At 51.1% G+C, this 17,356-nt stretch carries 12 protein-coding genes and 1 riboswitch; of the genes, 9 read left to right on the top strand and 3 right to left on the bottom strand.

Annotated elements, in window-relative coordinates:
• Nucleotides 1–5: 5 nt before the first annotated feature.
• The gene (gene metH, locus ACM5Q9_RS08875) at nt 6–3,785 is read right to left on the bottom strand and encodes a methionine synthase (protein ID WP_418144377.1); all 3,780 of its coding nucleotides are present in this window, start codon (nt 3,783–3,785) and stop codon (nt 6–8) included.
• A gap of 72 nt (nt 3,786–3,857) precedes the next feature.
• A riboswitch (cobalamin riboswitch) is annotated at nt 3,858–4,035 on the top strand.
• 43 nt (nt 4,036–4,078) lie between these two features.
• Between metH and ACM5Q9_RS08870 the strand changes: the two genes are divergently transcribed.
• Both ACM5Q9_RS08870 and ACM5Q9_RS08865 read left to right on the top strand, forming a co-directional pair.
• On the top strand, nt 4,079–5,953 hold the full coding sequence (locus ACM5Q9_RS08870; RefSeq protein ID WP_418144376.1) for a TonB-dependent receptor domain-containing protein: 1,875 nt from the start codon (nt 4,079–4,081) through the stop codon (nt 5,951–5,953).
• Between the two features lie 153 nt (nt 5,954–6,106).
• Nucleotides 6,107–6,985, top strand: coding sequence for an ABC transporter substrate-binding protein (locus ACM5Q9_RS08865; protein WP_418144375.1), 879 nt, complete (start codon nt 6,107–6,109; stop codon nt 6,983–6,985).
• Between the two features lie 7 nt (nt 6,986–6,992).
• Here the strand turns inward: ACM5Q9_RS08865 and ACM5Q9_RS08860 are convergent, their stop codons facing one another.
• Nucleotides 6,993–7,955 (bottom strand): NAD(P)/FAD-dependent oxidoreductase, encoded by a 963-nt coding sequence (locus ACM5Q9_RS08860; protein ID WP_418144374.1) that lies wholly within the window; start codon nt 7,953–7,955, stop codon nt 6,993–6,995.
• A 157-nt stretch (nt 7,956–8,112) separates the two neighbouring features.
• Between ACM5Q9_RS08860 and folB the strand changes: the two genes are divergently transcribed.
• The 7 genes from folB (at nt 8,113) to ACM5Q9_RS08825 (ending at nt 15,719) form a co-directional block, all read left to right on the top strand.
• Nucleotides 8,113–8,472, top strand: a complete 360-nt coding sequence (folB, locus tag ACM5Q9_RS08855) for a dihydroneopterin aldolase (protein ID WP_418144373.1) — start codon at nt 8,113–8,115, stop codon at nt 8,470–8,472.
• Between the two features lie 2 nt (nt 8,473–8,474).
• The gene (gene ttcA / locus ACM5Q9_RS08850; RefSeq protein ID WP_418144372.1) at nt 8,475–9,422 is read left to right on the top strand and encodes a tRNA 2-thiocytidine(32) synthetase TtcA; all 948 of its coding nucleotides are present in this window, start codon (nt 8,475–8,477) and stop codon (nt 9,420–9,422) included.
• Nucleotides 9,423–9,435: 13 nt separating this feature from the next.
• The gene (gene queF, locus ACM5Q9_RS08845; protein WP_418144371.1) at nt 9,436–10,266 is read left to right on the top strand and encodes an NADPH-dependent 7-cyano-7-deazaguanine reductase QueF; all 831 of its coding nucleotides are present in this window, start codon (nt 9,436–9,438) and stop codon (nt 10,264–10,266) included.
• 240 nt (nt 10,267–10,506) lie between these two features.
• Nucleotides 10,507–10,677, top strand: coding sequence for a hypothetical protein (locus ACM5Q9_RS08840; RefSeq protein WP_418144370.1), 171 nt, complete (start codon nt 10,507–10,509; stop codon nt 10,675–10,677).
• Nucleotides 10,678–10,760: 83 nt separating this feature from the next.
• Nucleotides 10,761–11,834 (top strand): HlyD family secretion protein, encoded by a 1,074-nt coding sequence (locus ACM5Q9_RS08835; RefSeq protein WP_418144369.1) that lies wholly within the window; start codon nt 10,761–10,763, stop codon nt 11,832–11,834.
• Nucleotides 11,835–11,841: 7 nt separating this feature from the next.
• Nucleotides 11,842–14,592, top strand: coding sequence for a ribosome-associated ATPase/putative transporter RbbA (gene rbbA, locus ACM5Q9_RS08830; RefSeq protein ID WP_418144368.1), 2,751 nt, complete (start codon nt 11,842–11,844; stop codon nt 14,590–14,592).
• Between the two features lie 2 nt (nt 14,593–14,594).
• Nucleotides 14,595–15,719 carry an ABC transporter permease gene (locus ACM5Q9_RS08825; protein ID WP_418144367.1) on the top strand — a complete coding sequence of 375 codons (1,125 nt, stop codon included), beginning with the start codon at nt 14,595–14,597 and terminating at the stop codon, nt 15,717–15,719.
• Nucleotides 15,720–15,759: 40 nt separating this feature from the next.
• Here ACM5Q9_RS08825 and clcA read toward each other — a convergent pair whose 3' ends face one another.
• Nucleotides 15,760–17,088 (bottom strand): H(+)/Cl(-) exchange transporter ClcA, encoded by a 1,329-nt coding sequence (clcA, locus tag ACM5Q9_RS08820; RefSeq protein WP_418144366.1) that lies wholly within the window; start codon nt 17,086–17,088, stop codon nt 15,760–15,762.
• Nucleotides 17,089–17,356: the final 268 nt, after the last annotated feature.

The following is a 17,356-nucleotide window of genomic DNA, read 5'->3' as shown; positions in this document are numbered from 1 at the left end:
CGGTTTTACCCAAGACTGCTCATCAGGGCCTTGCGCACTTCCTCTTCATCAAGGCCACTGCGTTCAACATAATCCTTCAATTGGTCCTCACCTATATTGCCCACATTAAAATAGGAGGACTGTGGATGGCTTAAATAGAAACCGGAAACGCTGGATGCCGGATACATGGCCAGGCTTTCGGTTAGCTGCATGCCGATTTCCTCGGGCTGCAAGACATCAAACATGGCCCGTTTGACGGTATGTTCAGGACACGCCGGATAGCCCGGAGCAGGACGGATACCCTGGTATTTTTCCGCGATGACTTCTTCATTGCCGAGTGATTCATCGGGCACATAACCCCACAGGTCTTTCCGTACCCGGGCATGCAGGCATTCAGCCAGGCCTTCTGCCAGACGATCGCCCAGTGCCTTGAGCATGATGCTGGAATAATCATCCATCTCCTGCTCGAAGCGCTTTTCATGGACCTCAATGCCCAAGCCACCGGTTACGGCAAAAAAGCCAATATAGTCTTTAACACCACTTTCTTTGGGGGCGATGAAGTCGGCCAGACACTTGTTGTCCACCCCTTCACGCTTGGCGGTTTGCTGGCGCAGGTTACGCCAGGTAAAGAGGACCTCGGAACGGGACTCATCTTTATAAACCTCAATGTCTTCATGGTTAACCGTATTGGCTGGGTAAAACGCCACCACGCCACTGGCGGTCAACCAACGGCCTTCAATAACCTTTTTCAGCATGGCCTTGCCATCTTCATAAAGCTTACGGGCCTGCTCACCCACTACCTTGTCATCTAGAATAGCCGGAAACTGCCCAAATAAGCCCCAAGTCTGGAAAAACGGCGTCCAGTCGATGAATTTTTCAATTTCACTTAAATCATACTGCTTGAACGTACGACGGCCAATGAATTTAGGCTTGGGCGGGGTGTAGTTTTGCCAGTCAATTTGTGGCTTGGCCTTGCGGGCTTCCAACAGCGGAATAATCGGCGTGGCTTTCCGGTTGGCATGGCGCTCCCGCACTTTTTCGTATTCTTCAGCCGTTTCACGAATAAAGGATTCGGCCTGCTCGGACACCAGTTGTGTAGCCACGCCAACAGCACGGCTGGCATCGGCGGTGTAAACGACCGGGCCGTCATAATGGGGGGCAATTTTAACCGCGGTATGAACCCGACTGGTCGTGGCGCCACCAATCATGAGTGGAATATTCCGCTCACGGAAATAGGGATCACGCTGCATTTCAGAGGCCACATAAGCCATTTCTTCCAGGCTGGGTGTAATAAGGCCCGACAAGCCAACGATATCGGCATTCTCTTCCTTGGCCTTGGCCAGGATCTCGGCACAAGGCACCATCACGCCCATGTTCACGACTTCAAAGTTATTGCACTGCATGACCACGGCCACAATATTCTTGCCAATATCGTGCACATCGCCTTTTACAGTGGCAATCACCATTTTTCCTTTAGCGCGGACATCACCCCCTTGGGCTTCAATCTGCCGCTTTTCTTCTTCAATGTAAGGCACCAGATGCGCCACGGCCTGCTTCATGACTCGGGCAGACTTGACCACCTGTGGCAAAAACATTTTACCGGCACCAAAAAGATCGCCCACAATATTCATGCCATCCATCAAGGGACCTTCAATGACCTCGATGGGACGTCCTCCGCGTTCGGCAATCCTCTGGCGGATTTCTTCAGTGTCTTCAACAATAAACGTGGTAATGCCATGCACCAGCGAATGAGCCAGGCGCTTTTCAACATCCTGTTCACGCCAGGCCAAATCTTCCACTTTTTTAGCACCACTGCCACCCTTGACGGTTTCGGCAAACTCAACCAGCCTTTCAGTTGGTGTCCGTTCATCGGCAGGATCGGTTTTACCCAGCGGAGAGGCACGATTCAAAATAACGTCTTCAACCAGATCCTTGATTTTAGGATCAAGGTCGGCATACACGCCCAACATGCCGGCATTCACAATACCCATCGTTAAGCCTTCACGAATCGCGTAGTAAAGGAAAACGGTATGAATCGCCTCTCGCATCGCTTCGTTGCCACGGAACGAGAAACTTACGTTGGAAATACCACCAGAAATTCGGGCATGAGGCAGGTTCTCATGAATCCATTTAACGGCATCGATAAAATCAAGGCCATAATTGTTATGTTCATCCAAACCAGTAGCTACGGCAAAGACGTTGGGGTCAAAAATAATATCCTCGGCCGGAAAATCCAGCTCTTCGGTTAGCAAGCGATAGGCCTTGCCACAAATATCCTTACGTCGTTGCAGGGTATCCGCCTGGCCCTGTTCATCAAAGGCCATCACGACCACGGCTGCCCCGTATTTACGGCACAAACGGGCATGCTCAAGAAAAGCTTCTTCGCCTTCTTTCATGGAAATAGAGTTGACGATTGGCTTACCCTGTACGCACTTCAAGCCCTCCTCAATGACTTCCCATTTGGAGCTGTCAATCATGACAGGCACACGGGCGATATCCGGTTCGGAGGCTATCAAATTCAGGAACCGGCGCATATTGGCTTTGGAGTCCAACATGGCTTCATCCATGTTGATATCAATAATTTGCGCACCGTTTTCCACCTGTTGACGGGCCACTGACAGCGCCTCATCAAACTTTTCTTCACGAATCAGGCGCAAGAATGCCTTGCTACCCGTTACGTTGGTCCGCTCGCCAACGTTGATAAACAAAGAATCATCATCAATATTCAGTGCTTCCAGGCCAGACAGGCGGGTTTTAACTGGCACCAGAGGCACTTCACGGGCTGGCAGGCTCTTCACGCTTTGCGCAATCGCCTGAATATGCTCGGGCGTAGTACCGCAACAGCCACCCACCATATTCACAAAACCGGCCCGGGCAAACTCTGCCAGCAAAGAAGAGGTGTCGGCAGGTGTCTCATCAAAGCCGGTATCGCTCATGGGATTGGGCAGACCCGCATTGGGGTACACACAAACATAGGTATCGCTAAGTTTTGAAAGCTCGGCCACGTAGGGGCGCATCAGTGCTGCTCCCAGCGCACAGTTCAATCCAATCGTAACAGGACGGGCATGGCGGATCGAGTTCCAGAAAGCTTCGACGGTTTGCCCGGAAAGGATACGTCCGGAAGCATCGGTCACCGTGCCTGAAATCATGACAGGCAGGCGTACGCCACGTGCTTCGAAGACGTTTTCCACCGCAAAGATGGCAGCTTTGGCATTCAGGGTATCGAAAATGGTTTCAATCAGGACAATATCAATATCACCATCAAGCAGACCATTTAATTGTTCGGTATAGGCCTCGGCCAATTCCTCGAAAGTAATATTGCGCGCACCCGGGTCATTCACATCGGGAGAAATGGAAGCCGTCTTGGGCTGTGGGCCCAATGCACCCGCCACAAAACGCGGATGTTTGGCCGTGCTGAACTCATCACAGGCCTGACGCGCCAGCTTGGCCGATTCAAGGTTCAACTCATAGGCCAGGCTGGCTAAATCATAGTCACCCTGGGCAACCGCTGTTGCTCCGAATGTATTGGTTTCAATCACATCGGCACCTGCGGCCAGATACTTGCGATGGATATCCAGAATAAGGTCGGGACGCACCAGTGACAAGAGCTCGTTATTGCCCTTTACATCCTTGCCATGATCAGCAAACCGCTCACCACGAAAATCGGATTCGCCAAGTTTATATTGCTGGATCATGGTTCCCATGGCGCCATCAAGGACAAGAATGCGGCCGGAACCCAGCTGACGTACAAATTCGGCACCCTTTGTATAGGCGGAAAGCGGATATGGAAGTTTAGGATAAGACACGTTGGACCTGAAAATTAAATTGTCATGGCCGTTAGTGTACTAAATATTATGGCTGTGTTACAGTATCGCCCTTATTGCAAGGTGCTTTCAGGTCGTTCGTATCTGTGAAAGTTAAATGGGAAACAGGAAATAAAGCCGGTCACTTCACTACACCGTCATATTCAGCCTGTGCTGCCCCCGCAACGGTAAGCTGCCAGGTATTCAATTACCCGCAACCAGCCCGATACCAGCCAAACAATAAACATTCTCCAATTCCTATGTGCGGGGTCGCACATATTGTGAAGGCCATTTAAATGAATTTTACGCTCCACCCTCGTGCGCTGGCACTGACTGCCTGTTTCGCACCGACATTGCTTTTTGCCCAAACCCCAACCAGCCCTGCCGTTAATCCCACTGTCCTGGACACCATTGTTGCCACCCCTGCCCGCATGACGCAGCCGCTGGATAAGGTCATTGGTGATGTGACAGTAATTCAGGCTGAAACACTGCAAAATTCCGGCATGCAACCCCTGACTGATATTCTGTCCAGGCAGCCGGGTCTTCAAATCTATAACTCGGGTGGGCCACAAACGCTTTCTGGCGTTTATATGCGTGGCGCAAGCCCCCAGCAATCGCTGGTCATGGTCAATGGCATGCGCATCAATGACAACATGTCAGGCTCCACTCACTGGTCAGCCATTGACCCCAGTACCATTGAACGGATTGAAATCATTCGTGGTGCAGCCAGCAGCCTGTATGGGTCGAACGCCATGGGTGGCGTGATTAACATCATTACCAAACCCGGCGGACAAGACCGCCCCTTCAGTGCCTTTGGCAATTTTGGAGTCGGCACCGACAGCACGTTCAAGGCCGGTTTCGGTTTTTCCGGGGCACAAAATAATTGGAACTATAGCCTGGCAGCCAGCTATGCATCCAGCGACGGCTTTAATGCCACCAATCCTGACTCAGGCCCTTACACTTACAATCCCGATGACGATGGCTATACCCAAACCAGCCTGACCGGTTCGTTGGGTTATGAATGGAATCCCGGCCAGCGGGTTGACCTGACTTTCCTGCATGGCTATAACCATGGTGACTTTGATTCCGGAGAGTATTATGCGGATACCTACGGCATTACCCGCCAGCAAGCGTATACACTAAGCAGTACCAATCAAATCACCGATAACTGGGAAAGCATCCTGAGTTTTGGCTACAGCAAAAGCGACTATGACTCCCAAGCCTCTTATGGCCGCTCCGAATTAGGGACCATCCAGCGCCAATACAGCTGGCAAAACAACCTTAAGCTAGACAAGAACAATTCACTCTCACTGGTACTGGAGCACCTTGACGAACGGGCAGGTGGCACTTCCATCTTAACCCGCCAACACCGTGACACCAATGCGATTGGCCTGATCTACCGGGGTGATTTTGACCGTCATCACTTGCAGGCCAGCGTCCGCAACGACAATATTTCCGGTTATGGCGACAAAACCACAGGTAGCCTGGGCTATGACTACGACCTGACCTCTTCGCTCAAGCTGGGAGTCGCAGCCAGCACCGGGTTTCGTGCACCAACCTTTGCCGACCTGTACACGCCACTTAGCTGGGGCTACCAGGGCAATCCCAACCTGAAACCGGAGAAATCCAAAAACATCGAGGCCAGCCTGCGCTACCAAAGCGATGACACCCAACTAGGCCTGGTGATCTTCCAGAACAAATTCAGAGACCTGATCAATCCTTACGTATGCGATGCGATGTTCAACTGCACCTCTGAAAATACAGAAAAAGCCACGATTCGCGGCCTGTCACTGGAAGCCTCCCACCAGTTTGGCAACACCCTGCTCAGCGCCGGCGCCGATTTCCTGAATCCCAAAGATGACATCAGCGGAAAAACCCTGGTCCGCAGGGCGAAGCAGGTTTATCGTCTCTCGGTTACCCATAAGCTGGACAATGCCGAACTGGGTGCCAGCTATCAATTTGTCAGCAAACGCTATGATGACAAACATAACACTGATGCCAAAAAACTGGGGGGCTACGGCCTGCTCAACCTGCATGCGTCCTACCAATTCAACAAAAACCTGCAGGGCCAGATCTTCTGGAACAATGTAACCGACAAGAAATACAATACTGCCTACGGATACAATACCCAGGGCTCCAATGTATTTCTAAACTTGGCTTGGCGCATGTAACAGGCTAGCCATGAGTTTCCGGTTCTCCCTGCCTATCTCATTGGCAGGGAGAACCGGAATCGGCTGATGGATTTTCTGGACCACCCAAGCTGTCTGCAGGTTTGAAAACCATGAACCTGCATATATACAAGCAGGCTTTTTCGGATCAAAAACATGAAGCTTCATCACTGGCTTTTCACCGGCATTTGCCTTCTGGCCGGTTCATGGAATGCTGCCCTGCCCACCCGGGCAGGCACTTTAAGCGCCCCCTTGCCGGACACGGCAAAGCGTATTATTAGCCTGTCGCCCCATGCTACAGAACTTATATTTTCAGCTCAGGCTGAAGAAAACCTGATTGGCGTAGCCAAAGGCAGCAACTACCCACCCGCAGCAAACAACATTCCCAGTGTTGGCGACAGCCTGCGCCCCAATGCCGAGTTATTGCTTAGCCTGAAACCCGACCTGGTTGTGGCCTGGTCCTCTGGTGGCTTGCCCGTTTCAGGGCTTCAACAGGCTGAACGCATGGTACCGGTTTTGTCTCTTCAGCCAGAAAAACTGGCAGACATCACAGCAGACCTTTTGCAAATTGCCACGCTTGCCGGCACGCTGGAACAAACCCGGCCACTGGCTAATGAACTGGAAGAAATCATTAGCCATACCCGTGACGAATACAGCGCCCGAACCCTTGTTCCTGTTTATATTTTCTTAGGTAACACGCCGCTTTACACGCTGGGGGGCAAGCCTATCCTGAATGAAATGCTGCAAGTGTGCGGTGCCTACAATATTTTCAAAGACCTTAATACCCCTTCTCCTATTGTAAGTATGGAAAGCATTATGCAGCGCAGGCCACAACTCATACTGGCTGGCGCTGCCAAGGAAGAAACGCCCAAAGACATACTGGCCTTTTTCAACAACAAAGGGTTTGCATTTGAACAGCGGGACATTGTTACCCAACATCCCGATATTTTATTTCGCCCTACAGCACGGCTGATTCGTGCCCTGCCCGGGCTTTGCAAGTCTATAGACCAGGTTCGTGCCAGCGCACGCCCTTAGCTCTTGCTTAGCGAACCAACTCAAGTTCTTCCTGCTCCAGCCTCTGCTGTATAGCCTTGGCGGCTACTACCCCGTCTGCCATGGACGTAATGATACAGGGATGATGGCGGTTAGCCACTTCCCCAATCGCATACACTCCCGGCACATTCGTTTCGGCGGTATGTACATTTGTATTGACATAGCCTTTTTCGCTGCAAGAAAGACCCAGGCTTTCCACGCCATTAAGCTGCGCCTGCCAGCCGTAAAATACCATAACCACATCATACTGATGCCCGTTTACGGTCCTGGCTAGCGGATCAAACACATACTCTCCGGTATGAATCCGGTTTTGTGCCAGGGATTCAAACCATTGTTTTTGTGCCCTGACATGACGGGCATAAATATCCACCGACAAGGCGCCTCTTTTTTGCGCAAAAATGGCATTTTCAAAAGCATTGTCACCGCCTCCCAAGACAGCGACCTTCTTGTTGGCAAACTCATATTTCGAGATATGCCTGCCGGGTCCAACCAAGACATGATCATATTTTTGATTGGCCAATTCGGTTGGAAAACGGGCGGTGACGCCACTGGCCACTACCACAAAGCGTGACAGGAGAGAATGACCATCAAAGTAAACCCGAAACAGTTTTTGAAAAACCGCTGTTTCATGGTTATCCGCCTTGTTCAACAAAGTATTGATCTGCCCGGGATCTTCGATAATCTCCACCCTATCCACCCGCATTTTCAATAGTACGGGTACCCTGGCACCATCAAGGCTACGCTTGATCTGCACCGCCACCTCTTCGCCGGTCAACCCGGGAGCGGTTACGTTCCATGCATCTTCGAAGGGGTTATGTGCAGCCAAGCCCCCCACCTGCTCAGAGGCATCAAGAATTAACGGGGAAAAGCCCAAATGGGCAAGCCATACTGCGCAAGAAGCGCCCGCAGGGCCTGCGCCAATCACAATCGCATCATATACAACCGGTTGCATTAAGCCAAATCCTTTTTTCCATGAAAAATCAATGATTTTCTTTACCTTGAAGGCCTCATTGTAGCCTCTTCAAATGAGATAACCACTACAATTAAGCCCTTGATAAATTGCAAAGAAAACGCGTTATTCTTTGTCGCTACATATTAACCTTAATTCTATGTCAACTCGTCGTATATTCTTCTCTCGCCTTGCCCTTGATGCCCGTATTGGCATTCTTGAACATGAGCTGCGTGCAACCCAACCCCTGCATATTGATGCAGAAATAGATATTCATGTCCCCAGACAACTGAATGACAACGATATCAGCAGCGTTCTTGATTATCGCAAACTACGTGAAGCCATTATCGAAGAATGTACCCGTGCACACATTCACCTGGTTGAATCACTGGGCGACATGATCGCCAACCGTTTGCTGAAAGATTTCCCTGAGGTCCAGAAAGTCATGCTCAGGATCAGCAAACCCATGGCTTTTGCCGATTGTGATGCGGTTGGCATCGAAGTTGTTGCAGGAAGATAAACATGAGTACCGAGCATAGTGGCGCAGCTGCCGAAAAAGTCCGCCTTGAAAACAACAAGCTAAGCAAACGAGTTATCCGGGAAGCGGCTACCGCCATTGTTGATTACAACATGATTGAAGATGGCGACAAAGTGATGGTTTGCCTTTCGGGTGGCAAAGACTCTTACGGCATGCTGGATATCCTCCTGACCCTGCAAAAACGAGCCCCCATCAAATTCGACATTGTGGCCGTCAACCTGGATCAGAAACAACCCGGATTTCCCGAGCACATCCTGCCCGAGTACCTGACAAAAATCGGGGTTCCTTTTCATATTGAAAACCAGGACACCTATTCCATCGTCAAGCGACTGATTCCGGAAGGCAAAACAACCTGTTCATTATGCTCTCGACTGCGGCGCGGTATTTTATATCGTGTAGCCGATGAGCTGGGCGCAACCAAAATTGCCCTTGGTCATCATCGGGATGATATTTTGGCGACCTTCTTCCTGAACCTGTTTTATGCAGCCAAACTTAAAACCATGCCGCCCAAGCTGGTTTCCGACGATGGCAAACATACGGTCATCAGGCCACTTGCCTATATCGCCGAAAAAGACCTGATTGCCTATGCCGAAATGAAACAGTTCCCCATCATTCCATGCAACCTGTGCGGCTCCCAGGAAAACCTGAAACGACAGGAGATCAACCAGATGATCCGGGCATGGGAAAAAGAAAGCCCCAAAAAAGTATGGAATATATTCAAATCCCTGTCTGCGGTTACCCCCTCACATTTGATGGATCGCCAGCTGTTTGATTTTGTCGGCCTCAAGCCTACCGGGCTGGCCGATGAAAACGGTGACAAGGCCTTTGACTCAGAAACCTTTCCCGATCTTGAGCCGGAAAACGCAGTGCAAGCTGATCAAATCCAGTCTGTCTCACGCAACAAAACCATTTTCATACAACCTCAAAATTAATTGTTCGCCAGCCATGACCAATCGTGAACTTCACCAGGCTCCTTTGGGAAAAGAAACGCAATACCCGGATCAATACGACCCATCCCTTCTGTTTCCGATTCCCCGCTCTACTGGCAGGGCGCAACTTTCTTTGCAGCCGCACCCCCAGTGGTATGGTGCCGATATCTGGACTGCCTACGAGCTATCCTGGCTAAATCCCAAAGGCAAGCCACGGGTAGCCATGGCCACATTTACTTTTGATGCAGCCGCACCCAACATCATCGAATCGAAATCTTTTAAGCTTTACCTGAATTCATTTAACCAGACCCGGCTGGAATCGTCAGAAAACCTGCTGGCCCACCTGCAAAAAGATTTATCTGCCGCCAGCGGCGCTCCGGTCTCAATCCTGCTAGTCGAGCCAGACAATTTTGAACAGCAAAGCATACACAATCTTGATGGCACGCTCATTGACGAACTGGATATAGTCCCCAAGCACTATGAGCCTGCGGCAAGCCTGCTTCAATGCGAACCTGAAACCATCGCGCATGAAACCCTGGTCTCGAACCTGCTTAAATCCAACTGCCCGGTCACACGGCAACCCGACTGGGGTAGCCTGCAAATCAGTTATGAAGGGCCGGCAATTAACCACGCAAGCCTGCTGGAATACATTATTTCTTACCGCAACCATGACGGTTTTCATGAGCAATGCGTGGAACAGATTTTTTGTGACATCCTGAAACACTGCCAGCCCACCAAACTCTTTGTGTATGCGCGGTATACCCGAAGGGGCGGCCTGGATATCAACCCCTGGCGCAGCACTTATCCCGTCCATTCCCTGGCGACAGCCCGCCAGGCCCGCCAATAATAATCAAACGGCCCACGCTAACCTAACAGCTGCGTGGGCCTGTCCAACCTATTTCCCCTGCTCCCCCACTGCTTTCCGGCTGGTTTAAATCCGCATTTACGTACTGTTTCTTTTAACCCTTAAAATTTTCTTTTTAATAAATGCCTTATGTGCATTTGATATACTTAACAGATAAAAAATAGGCAGCCCTATCTACAGTTGGGCATAACCCTGTGACTGTCATTAAAATTAGGATGCACCATGTTTTTCAGTGATATACCTTTACACCTTGTTTTTGTCATTGGCATTATTATTGTTTTTATCGGTATCGGCCTGAAAGACCATAATCCGGGCATTGTCGTCATGGGCCTAGGCCTGTTCGTCATGATTTATGTCATCATCCAGAAAGCCATCGAAGTTTTTGGCTACTAAAACCAATACCTCACCTGTCATCATTCCGCCAGGCTTGACCGTCTCATGATGACATCCTGGTTTCCTGCCATCAGAGTTTCTCAATGCGCGCATCAAACAAAAAACCGATTATCCCCGTCATTATTATCCTTGCGGCTATTGCCATCGGCGTCTATTACTGGAAACAGGCCGAGTCCAACAATCAGCTTGATGGATTTATCAGCAGCAATGGCCGCATCGAGGCAACCGAACTGGATATTTCCAGCAAGCTCGCCGGGCGCATCCAGGAAATCCAGGTCAACGAAGGAGACTTCATCAAGGCAGGCCAACCCCTGGCCCACATGCAAATTGATGTCCTGAAAGCCCAGCTTGAGCAGGCAAAGGCAGAGCATCAGCAGGCATTGAACAATGTGAACATTGCCAAAGTACAGGTTAACGCCCGTGAAAGCGAATACACCGCCAGCCAGGCGGTAGTCACACAGCGTGAAAGTCAATTCACCCTGGCCAAACAACGCCTGAGCCGAACCGAAACCCTGGCGGCCCGAGGTGCCATACCCAAACAAACCCTTGACGATGACCGTTCAGCGGCACGCAGCACCGAAGCAGGACTGAATGCAGCAAACGCCCAACTCAATGCCGCACAGGCAGCCATCAAGGCAGCCAAGGCCCAGGTAATCGGCGCAGAGTCGGCAGTACTTGCGGCAGAAGCAGCCATCAAGCGCATCCAGGCTGATATTGATGACAGCATCCTGAAGTCACCACGTGACGGACGCGTTCAGTTTCGCATTGCCCAGCCAGGCGAAGTTGTGGGTGGCGGTGGCAAAATCCTGAATGTCATCGACCTTAACGATGTCTATATGACTTTCTTCCTGCCCGAAACCGTAGTGGGACGCATTGCCCTGGGTACCGATGTACATATTGTCCTTGATGCCGCCCCAGAGTACGTCATCCCGGCCAAGGTTTCTTTTGTGGCCAGCGCAGCACAGTTCACCCCCAAAACCGTTGAAACCGCCAGTGAACGCCAAAAACTCATGTTCCGCGTCAAGGCTCGAATCCCCCCCGAACTGCTGCAAAAACATCTTGAACAAGTCAAGACAGGCCTGCCAGGCATGGCCTGGATCAAACTGGACCAGAACAAGCCTTGGCCCGAACATTTAAGCGTAAAGCTGCCGGAGTAAGCAAGCCATGAATACACCGGTAGCCAGCCTGCATGAGGTCAGCCTAAGCTACGGCAAAAAGCAGGCACTGGACAATATCAGCCTGACTATTCCAGCAGGCATGATGGTGGGACTCATTGGCCCCGATGGTGTTGGCAAATCCAGTCTTTTATCCCTCATTGCCGGTGCCCGTGCCATTCAGTCCGGTAGCGTGCAGGTATTAAATGGCAGCATGGCCGATGCAGCACACCGCAGCCAGGTTTGTCCCCATATTGCCTACATGCCCCAAGGGCTAGGTAAAAACCTCTACCCCACCCTTTCTATTGAAGAAAACCTTCAATTTTTTGCCCGCCTGTTCGGTCACGATGAACAGGAACGACGCAAGCGGATTGATGACCTTACCCAAAGCACCGGCCTGTATCCTTTTTTATCCCGCCCGGCAGGCAAACTGTCCGGGGGCATGAAGCAAAAACTGGGTTTGTGCTGTGCCCTGATTCACGACCCAAACTTATTGATTCTTGACGAGCCAACTACCGGTGTTGATCCACTGGCCCGCAGCCAGTTCTGGGACCTGATCAATCGTATCCGGCAAAACCGGCCACACATGAGTGTGATTGTGGCAACCGCCTATATGGAAGAAGCCGACCGCTTCGACTGGTTGATTGCCATGGATGATGGCAAGGTGCTGGCAACCGGGACACCCCATGAACTGCATGAAAAAACCGGCTCCAGTTCACTGGAAGAGGCCTTCATCAAGCTGCTCCCCGAAGAAAAAAGGGTAGCGCACCATGCCATTGCCATCCCTCCATTCAATGATGAGAATGCCGACATTGCCATTGAAGCACAAGATTTAACCATGCGCTTCGGTGATTTTGTGGCGGTTGACCATGTCAATTTTCGCATCCAAAAGGGTGAAATTTTCGGTTTTCTGGGCTCCAACGGCTGCGGTAAATCCACCACCATGAAAATGCTGACGGGGCTGCTAGAGGCCTCTGAAGGCAAGGCCTGGCTGTTTGGCCAAGAGGTTAACCCCAAAGACATTGATACCCGGCGCCGGGTAGGCTATATGTCGCAGGCCTTTTCCCTTTACTCGGAACTGACGGTAAAGCAAAACCTGGTGCTGCATGCCCGCCTCTTCAAGGTACCCGAAGCACAAATTCCTGCCCGTGTTGAAGCCATGATCCAGCGCTTTGACCTTGCGGATGCAGTTAACGCCTTGCCCGACAACCTGCCCATGGGTGTACGCCAGCGACTGTCCCTGGCTGTTGCTGTGGTTCACGGGCCTGAATTGCTCATCCTGGATGAGCCCACTTCAGGTGTGGACCCGATTGCACGGGATATGTTTTGGCAACTCATGATAGACCTGGCCCGCAAAGACGGGGTAACCATTTTTATTTCCACCCACTTCATGAATGAGGCCGAACGCTGCGACCGCATCTCCTTCATGCATGCAGGCAAGGTGCTGGTTAGCGGTACACCGGCAGAACTGATGCAACAACGTGGTACCCAAACGCTGGAAGAAGCCTTCATTGCCTATCTGGAAGATGCGGTTTCCGAAGAAAATGCAGGTAAAACACCAGCATCGCAAGCAGCACCCGAACATGCCTCCCCCTCCCCTGAACCCAAACCGGAATCGCCCGGGTTTAGAGGCTTCAGCTTTTCAAGAGCTTTCAGTTATACCCGGCTTGAAACCCTGCAATTGCAGCGTGATCCGGTACGCCGTACCCTTGCCCTGCTTGGAACCGCCATTCTCATGTTCATTATGGGCTATGGCATCAGCATGGACGTGGAAGACCTGACTTTTGCCGTACTGGACCGGGACCAAACCTCATTAAGCCAAAACTATACGCTCAACCTGGCCGGCTCCCGCTATTTTATTGAAAAGCCCCCTATCAAGGACTATGCCGATCTTGACCGGCGCATGCGTAGCAACGAAATCGTGCTAGCAATAGAGATACCCCCAGGCTTTGCCCGCGATATCAAGCAAGGAAAAAAAGTGGAAATCGGCGCATGGGTTGATGGCGCCAATCCGCAACGGGCAGAAACCGTCCAAGGCTATGTCATGGGGATGCACCAAGGCTGGCTGGCCACCATGGCCACGGAACGTTTGGGCATAGACCCGACAAGTACGCTCCTGGCCCAGGTTCAGACCCGGTTCCGCTATAACCCCGATGTCAAAAGCCTGCCAGCCATGGTACCGGCTGTCATACCCCTGCTGCTGCTCATGATCCCGGCCATGCTTTCCGCCCTGGCGGTGGTACGGGAAAAAGAACTCGGTTCAATTATCAACCTGTACGTTACACCGGTTACCCGCAGCGAATTCCTGCTGGGCAAACAGGTGCCTTATGTCATCCTTGGCATGATGAACTTCCTGCTCATGTCTTTTCTGGCGGTCACGGTTTTTGATGTTCCCATCAAGGGTAATTTCCTGGCACTCTTGCTAGCTGCCTTTCTGTACGTTCTGTTTGCCACCGGGGTAGGACTGTTCTCCTCAACATTCACCAAAAGCCAGATTGCCGCCATGTTCTTTACCATGATCGGAACACTGTTGCCCGCTATCCAGTTCTCCGGCCTGCTCAATCCGGTTTCCGCCCTTGAGGGTTTTGCCGCATTCATTGGCCACATTTTTCCAACCACCTACTTCCTCATGATCAGCCGGGGCATTTTCAACAAGGCACTCGGCTTTCAGGACCTCTTTTTTTATTACTGGCCTCTGTTGGTGGCAGCCATGTTTATTCTGCTGCTGTCCATTGCATTACTGAAAAAACAGGACAGCTGATCATGCCCAATTTCAAAAATGTTTATCGCCTAGGCATCAAAGAATTCTGGAGCCTTATCAGGGACCCGATTATGCTGTTCCTGATTATTTATACTTTCACCGTTTCGGTCTATACCGCAGCAACGGCCATGCCAGAAACCCTGCATGGGGCCCCCATCGCGATTGTTGATGAAGACCGCTCCCCATTATCCGGCCGGATCGTCAGTGCCTTTTTCCCTCCTCGCTTTACCCATCCGGAAATGATTTCCATCAATGAGATGGATTCCGGCATGGATGAGGGCCGTTTTACTTTCGCGCTTAATATCCCCACTGATTTCCAGAAAGACGTACTGGCAGGCAAGCAACCGGAAATCCAGCTAAACGTAGACGCCACCCGAATGTCACAGGCATTTACCGGAAGCGGATATATCCAGCAAATTGTCAACAGTGAAGTCGCGGAGTTTGTTCAGGGCTACAAAGCCACCGAGGCCCCCATGGTGGATCTGGCCTTGCGAATGCGCTTCAACCCAACCCTGGAACGTTCCTGGTTTGGTGCCTTGATGGAAATCATCAACAGCATCACCATGCTTTCGATTATCCTGACCGGGGCAGCCCTTATCCGCGAACGTGAACACGGCACCATCGAACACCTGTTGGTCATGCCCGTGACCCCCACTGAAATCATGCTTTCCAAAATATGGTCAATGGGCCTGGTAGTTCTGGTTTCATCGGCATTTTCACTGCAGATGATTGTCCAAGATGCACTAAAAATACCAATTGAAGGTTCAATCATGCTTTTTCTTGCGGGTGCGGCATTGCATTTGTTTGCCACGACTTCCCTGGGCATATTCATGGCAACCTTGTCACGCAACATGCCCCAGTTCGGACTCCTGATGGTGCTGGTTCTGCTACCTTTACAAATGCTTTCAGGAGGCAGTACCCCAAGGGAAAGCATGCCCCAATTTGTACAGGACATCATGTTGCTGGCGCCTACTACCCACTTTGTCTCATTGGGCCAGGCCATTCTTTATCGCGGTGCGGACTTTGAAGTTGTGTGGACACAATTTCTTTACCTTTTTATTATTGGCTTTGTCCTGTTTGTGTTCTCACTCAACCGTTTCCGGAAAATGCTCAGCCAAATGTCCTGAGTTTTTCAGTATGTCGAGTACCACCAGTCGCAATCTGCCACTAGGTACTCGACTTGGCTAACCTCAAGGTGCGTGCTAGCAATACCTCATACAGCGGTTTTCCGCCCAGGCTTTCCGCAATCAGGTTCGCAGTGACTGCGGTTAACAAAACCGGCATTATCAATGCATAAGTACCGGTTAACTCAACCACCAAAACCATGCCCACTAAAGGGGCACGGATCGTACTGGCAAACAGGCCTGCCATACCCGCCACGGCAAATGCCACGATTGCCCCTGGGGGCACGGTCATCACCAACTCAAGCAATCCTAATAAAAATACACTTAATGAGGTAGCCAAAGCCAAAATCGGTGCAAAAACACCAGATGGCGCCCCGGAAGAATAACTTGCCGCGGTAGCAAAAAAACGTATAAGTACCACGAGTCCCAATAAACCCACTGGCAAAGGATGATTGACAATCGTCATAACCAGCGACTCGCCACCCCCCGTCGCCGCTGGAAATGCAATGACCAAAGGACCAATAACAAGCCCCAGCAAAGCAGGTAAAAAATAAGGGGACACGCGCAAACCAATATCCTGTGCTTTATCCAGTCCAAACAGAATGGTTTTATTAAATACTACTCCCGCCACGCCCAATATCACACCCAACAGCACAAATACAGGCAGAAACTCTAATGGCATTTGCGTAGCAGTGAGCGCCATGAAGGGTGTCGTACCGGACATCAGCATCGTTATCACGGCACTACAGCCGCATGCAATGATAACACCCGTATAGGTACGGGCCGTATTCGGAAAAACGTTACGGGCTTCCTCCAGAATAAAAATCATGGATGCTAGCGGTGCATTAAATGCGGCAGTCAGGCCGGCAGCTCCCCCCGCCCCTAACAAGGCGCGTGCTTCTTGAACCCCAAAAGCAAACCGGGCGCTAATAGCTTGGGCGATAGCAGCCCCCATATGAATCGTCGGCCCCTCACGCCCACCCACCAATCCGGCACCTAAAGCCAAGATACCACCCATGAATTTAACTGGCAAAATACGTTGCCAGCGCACCTGTCGCAAACCCGCCATTGCGCCTTCCACTTCCTGCACACCCGAGCCACTGGCCTCGGGTGCAAAAGAACGGACTAATGCAACCGCGCCACAGAACATCAGGGCGGAAAAAAGCCCCATAAACAAATACAGCAAGGGCCCCTCCAGCCCCAGCAAGAAGGGCAAATGAGCGGTCAAACTGGTGACTCCTTGGAGCGATTGATGAAACACGCCACCAACGATCCCGGTCAAAACTCCAATTAATACGGCACAAAAATAATAGACAGCGCTTTTCGTGGTCTGACTAGACTGATTGACGGTCTGTACAGGCAATGTTTTCATGAGCATGTTCTCCGTTTATTCTTAATCTGGTTATGCTCAAATAGACTTGCTTGACCTAACCCAATAGACGAACTGTGCGCATTATACCTGCCCTTGCAGGCACCTGTCAGCATAGGGCAAGGATTAAAGTCAGGAAAGCTGGCCTGCCTAGAGGGTCAAGAGCGTCGTTCTTGAATTTTACAGAGGCAAGCTTGCAGGTAGTATTACTTGCTCGTTGCTCGTTCCCACGCTCCGGCGTGGTAACGAGTTTGTGTATGCTGGCTGGTTA

It is taken from the genome of Advenella sp. RU8 (genome assembly GCF_048381675.1).
Taxonomy (GTDB): domain Bacteria; phylum Pseudomonadota; class Gammaproteobacteria; order Burkholderiales; family Burkholderiaceae_B; genus Advenella.
This window is presented reverse-complemented; position numbering and strand designations above follow the sequence as displayed.